This is a genomic window from Candidatus Cloacimonadota bacterium (assembly GCA_011372345.1).
GTDB lineage: Bacteria > Cloacimonadota > Cloacimonadia > Cloacimonadales > TCS61 > DRTC01.
In genome coordinates, this window is record DRTC01000545.1 from 1 (window position 1) to 4,597 (window position 4,597).

The 4,597-nt window shown below is 35.3% G+C and carries 2 protein-coding genes; both read right to left on the reverse strand.

Annotation, left to right across the window (positions count from 1 at the left end; all coding sequences use genetic code 11):
* Positions 1-1,392, reverse strand: a 1,392-nt coding sequence (locus ENL20_10325) for a hypothetical protein (protein ID HHE38952.1), incomplete at its 3' end; no start/stop codon positions are given.
* Between the two features lie 240 nt (positions 1,393-1,632).
* Positions 1,633-2,121: a nucleotide kinase gene (locus ENL20_10330; GenBank protein ID HHE38953.1), complete on the reverse strand. Its 489-nt coding sequence runs from the start codon at positions 2,119-2,121 to the stop codon at positions 1,633-1,635.
* Positions 2,122-4,597: the final 2,476 nt, after the last annotated feature.

Sequence of the window (4,597 nt, forward strand, 5' to 3'; positions counted from 1 at the left end):
ATCGTTAATCGAAAATCCTTTGATTTTTTGTCCTTTGATGTTGTAGATATTTATCTCTGCGTTCCGTGTATCATCTGCAATAAAAAAAGGTATCGTTGTCGTCGGATTGAAGGGATTCGGATAATTTTGGATGAGATGCGATAAAGTTGGAATTATAACGATTTCATCGTCGGTAGAAACCGGAGGAATCCAATTGAAAGTATTAGGTCCGCCGAATGCTCCCATATCATTTTGGATAGTCCCCATTGCAGGGAAAAGAGCAAATCCGAAATTATACGGATCTTCCGGATCGTTATAAATCTGGTCAGGATTTCCGGCATCGATGCAAGGAGAATCAGGCAGTAAAGTGAAAAGTTCTTCATCGAATAGCGGATCAATATCCAGATTTCCTTCTCCTTCCCAATCTCCTTGAATATCCGAATAAAATATTTCCAAATCTCCATTTAAAACAACGATCTCTTCCGGCGAATCATTCCGGAGAATACAATTCATAAAATTTGGATAAGAATAATAACTGTAAATCCCACCGCCGGTATTTGCCGAATTTCCGCTGATCAAAATATTCTCCAAATCTATTTCCGTATTGGAATAAAACATAATACTACCACCTCTTCCGGTATGAACGAAATTATTAGCGATGATACAATTTTTCAGGATCGGACTGCAATTTGTTCCGCAATAAATACCGCCGCCATCTTCATAAGCGGAATTTCCTGTGATTATCACATTGATCAGAACAGGATCGGATGCATCTGCTAAATAAACTCCGCCACCGTCTAAAGTAGTTGAATTATTAGAAATATTTACATTCCGAATATCAGGATCTGAAATCCAGCAGAAAATTCCTCCGCCACCGTGAGCAGAATTATTTCTTAATACAGCATTCCGTAAAATTGAATCGGACATTTCCAAATAAAAACCTCCTCCATTATGAATTGCAAAGTTGTTTTCAACAATCACATCGGAAATGGTCGGTTCAGCACTCAAACAGCGAATTCCTCCGCCCCATTCACCCGAACCGTTGGTAATCGTAAATCCGGATAAAACCGCTGTTAGATTTTCATCATTCTCGAAAGTAACAACACAACCGCTCTGATTCCCATCGATTATGGTTTGAGAAATGAAGGTCGTATCTTGAGTCGTCAAGAATAATGAAGCGATAGTAATGTTTTTTCCGACATAATCGATGATCTCCTGATAAGTTCCGGGCTGGACTAAAATTGTATCACCATTTACTGAAATATTAATCGCTGATTGAATTGTCGGTTGCTCTGCCGGAACATTGATTATTGTCGCTGAAAGACTAAAGAAAAATAGAAATGACAGTAATGATATTACATTTCTTTTTTTCCAAAGATTTCCTGAAAGTTTTGTTTGACTATTTTTAAGCATATTATCCTCCTTCAATTAAAGACAATTCACGAAATAAATTCCTGCTAAATTTCGCTTTTTCAATTATTTTATTTTGATACTGGATAGACTTCGTCCCCATTACTTACTTTTTTTTGGAGTGCAATAACCGTGTTATTGCTAAACGACAAAGTCGTTTCCCATTTTAAAATATTACAGATATTTTATTCCAAAATCTCAATCAGGATGATTGAGTTACTCTCTCAAACAAAATTGTTTGAGTTACAAAACATCTAAAACCATCTCAACAGTTTCATCTACTGAAATATCTGAAGTCTCAATTTTGATTGAATCATGTTCCGGATATGATTTCAGATATTCGATACTTTTCCTGATTTCTTCATCACTTCTTTTACCTCTTTTCATTCTCTTTAGAAGTTCATTTTCTGAACACATCAAGGTGATTTTCTTCAATTCGAAATTGGTTGACTGGAGTTTATTCAATAAAATCTTATAAATATATTCCTGATGGATTATCCAACTGAAGATCACATACTCAAAGGTTGGATTTTTCAGGAAATTTTTTAGAAGATGAGTGATATTATCCTCAACCATCCTCTTGTTTTCTTCCGTCACTTTGAATGGATTCATCATCCAGCACCAATCTCCATCGAGCCAGATGCTGTTTTCGAGTTTTTTATACAATTTTTCGCAGACTGCTGTTTTTCCCACTCCGAGAGTTCCGTTGATGATTAATAGTTTTTTTGTCATTTTTTCCTTCTTTTTGAAACCACGAATTAACACGAATTTTCACGAAATAAACTTGAGTTAAGTTCGGCTTTAGCCGAATCTTGACTTAAGTTGACAACCTCGATTCCAATCCAACCATTGCGAAGGTCGAGAGAAGCAGGAAGTTTCACAACCTTCGCAAGGTGTTACTCGAACCGAACATTTTCGAGATCAACCAGCAATTCATCCTCGATTTCCTTTTCCGAAAAAATGAAAAAACAGGGATTCAAAAATTTAGTTTCTCTATCTCTACAGTTGATTTTTTCATCCATCCAGGTGGATATAATTTTTGTATCAAGATACATCGAATTTTTCCTGTTTTCGGAAAAAGTTTTGATTTGTAGAATTTCCGAACGATTTTGACCTCGAAAAATCGCACTCTTTTTCGTTGTTACATTGTATTGTTTTTTTCCTCCGAAAATTTCTGTTCCGGAACTTGCTCCGGAGTTATTTATAAAGGAAGAATTCTTCAAATTTTCATCAGGTTTCAGGAAACAGGCTATTTCAAACGGCTCGTGAGAAATGTATTCCCCCGTATTTTGAAATATCTCGGAAATGCAGAACATCACCGGAACATCCGGCAGAAGCAAAAAATATTGTTTTACTTTCAGACCTTTAAATTTCTCATTCTTCTCAAATTCATATTCGATATTTATGCCCTGCCAATCATTCCCCAAAATATCAGATTTTTCCACAAACTGAACTCGATACTTTTCTTTGAGTAAAGCCTTCTCATTCAACCTTTCCGAAATCAGGTAAATCCCGCCGAACCAGGGATTCCACCAGGATTTTGCTTTAGTTTTTGGATAAGAAGAATCCAGCCATTCAGTTCCGTTGTATAACATTGAAAACAAAACCGGTCCGAATTTATCAGATGCTTTCAAAGAAATGATTCCGTTGCTGACCGAATGAATATCTTCATTTTTGGAATAATCGACTTTCCCTTTCCCGATCGGAAAACACGCCTTTTTTTTACTGAATTTCAGGTAATTCAAATTCGCTTTCATTTCAGCAATATCAAAACCAACCTGCTTTGTGATCTTTGTTTCCAGATTGATTTCTTCACTTTTATCTTCCCTGAATTTTCCTTTAACTTTTGAGAAAATTTCATTTTTTGAAGAAATCTCGATATTTCCTTTGGGATTTTTTTTCTTAAATTCTCTGATAGAAAAGCGGATTTTATCTTTCACAAACGGATTACCCTTGTTTATCTCAAAATGAAAACTATCCAGTATTCTTTCCTTTTTCAGATGTTTCTGTCTGGCAAATTCCCGTAAATCTTGAAAGTTCTGGAAAGTATTTAAAGTAAAATAAACCGGTTCAGTTGTGACTTTTTCTCCCGATTTCAATTTACCAAGTTTTATCTCAAAAAATTGCTCCCAATCTCCCAAATGAAGCGGACTTTTTTCATTCCAAACCAAGCCGAAAGTTGCCTGTTCCAACTTTGAGAACAACCATGGTTCAGTGATTTTCTCCCAATTCCAATTCATTGCTCCATTCATAATATCGGATTTTGTTTCCACCAGTTTTCCTTCATAAGGTAAGATTGTATGAACGAGAGGAATTCCGATATTGTATTTGAATTCGAGATTTTTCTGCATCTGTTTTTTGCCGTTAAACTCAAATTCCATCCATCTTTTCAGCATTCCGTTTGGATACAATTCAAAGCAGATTTTAAACTTCACATCTTTAAATTTTTCAGAAGAATAAAAAATCACAAAGCGGGAAATTGAACCTTCCGACGAATACTCGACCTTGTCATACTGCTTCTTGTTGAATTCATCATGATAAGGCTTTCCAAGTTTGGGAAATTGCATCGTGATTCTTCCAGGCGTGATTGCATCCCATATAAAAACGCGATTTATAAAGTCGGAATACCGAATACCCAGAACATATTTTCCGTTGGCAATGATATGAAATTTCATCGTTTTGCCGTAAAACATATCTGTGTGAGTATAAAAAGTCGATTCCAGTTTTCGTTTGAAAAACAGTTCACAGTTTTGCTTTGCGACTTTCACCTCGATTTCATGCGCATAAACACAACCTTTATGCAGAATATATTTAATTGGAATCGACATCTTCTCTTTTGATTTGAGAGCGATTTCAAATTTCTTTTTGGAGAATCCGACAATATCAGTTTCGGGAATTTCAAAACTGAAAGTTGCATCTTCATCAAAGCAATTCTCAATATCGAGAAACATCTCCGATTCAGTATTTTTGAAACAAATCCCACTTTTTTTAGATAACTTAATCTTTGCCGGAAATTTTGGTTCGATTCCCACTTTGAAAGACGATTTTTTCCCGTTCACAGAAATTTCGGTTATCACATTCGGATGATTCTTCCAGATATTTTGTTCCTTCTCAATTGCATCTACAAAAAATTCTGCTTCAATTATTTCAGATTTCTTAACTAATATTTTTTTTGAAAAATCAAATTTGATATTTCTTTCCGAAATTC

Bases quoted from the DNA above. Each gene is read 5' to 3' on its own strand.
- ENL20_10330 (HHE38953.1), bottom strand. From the start codon at position 2,121: ATGACAAAAAAACTATTAATCATCAACGGAACTCTCGGAGTGGGAAAA.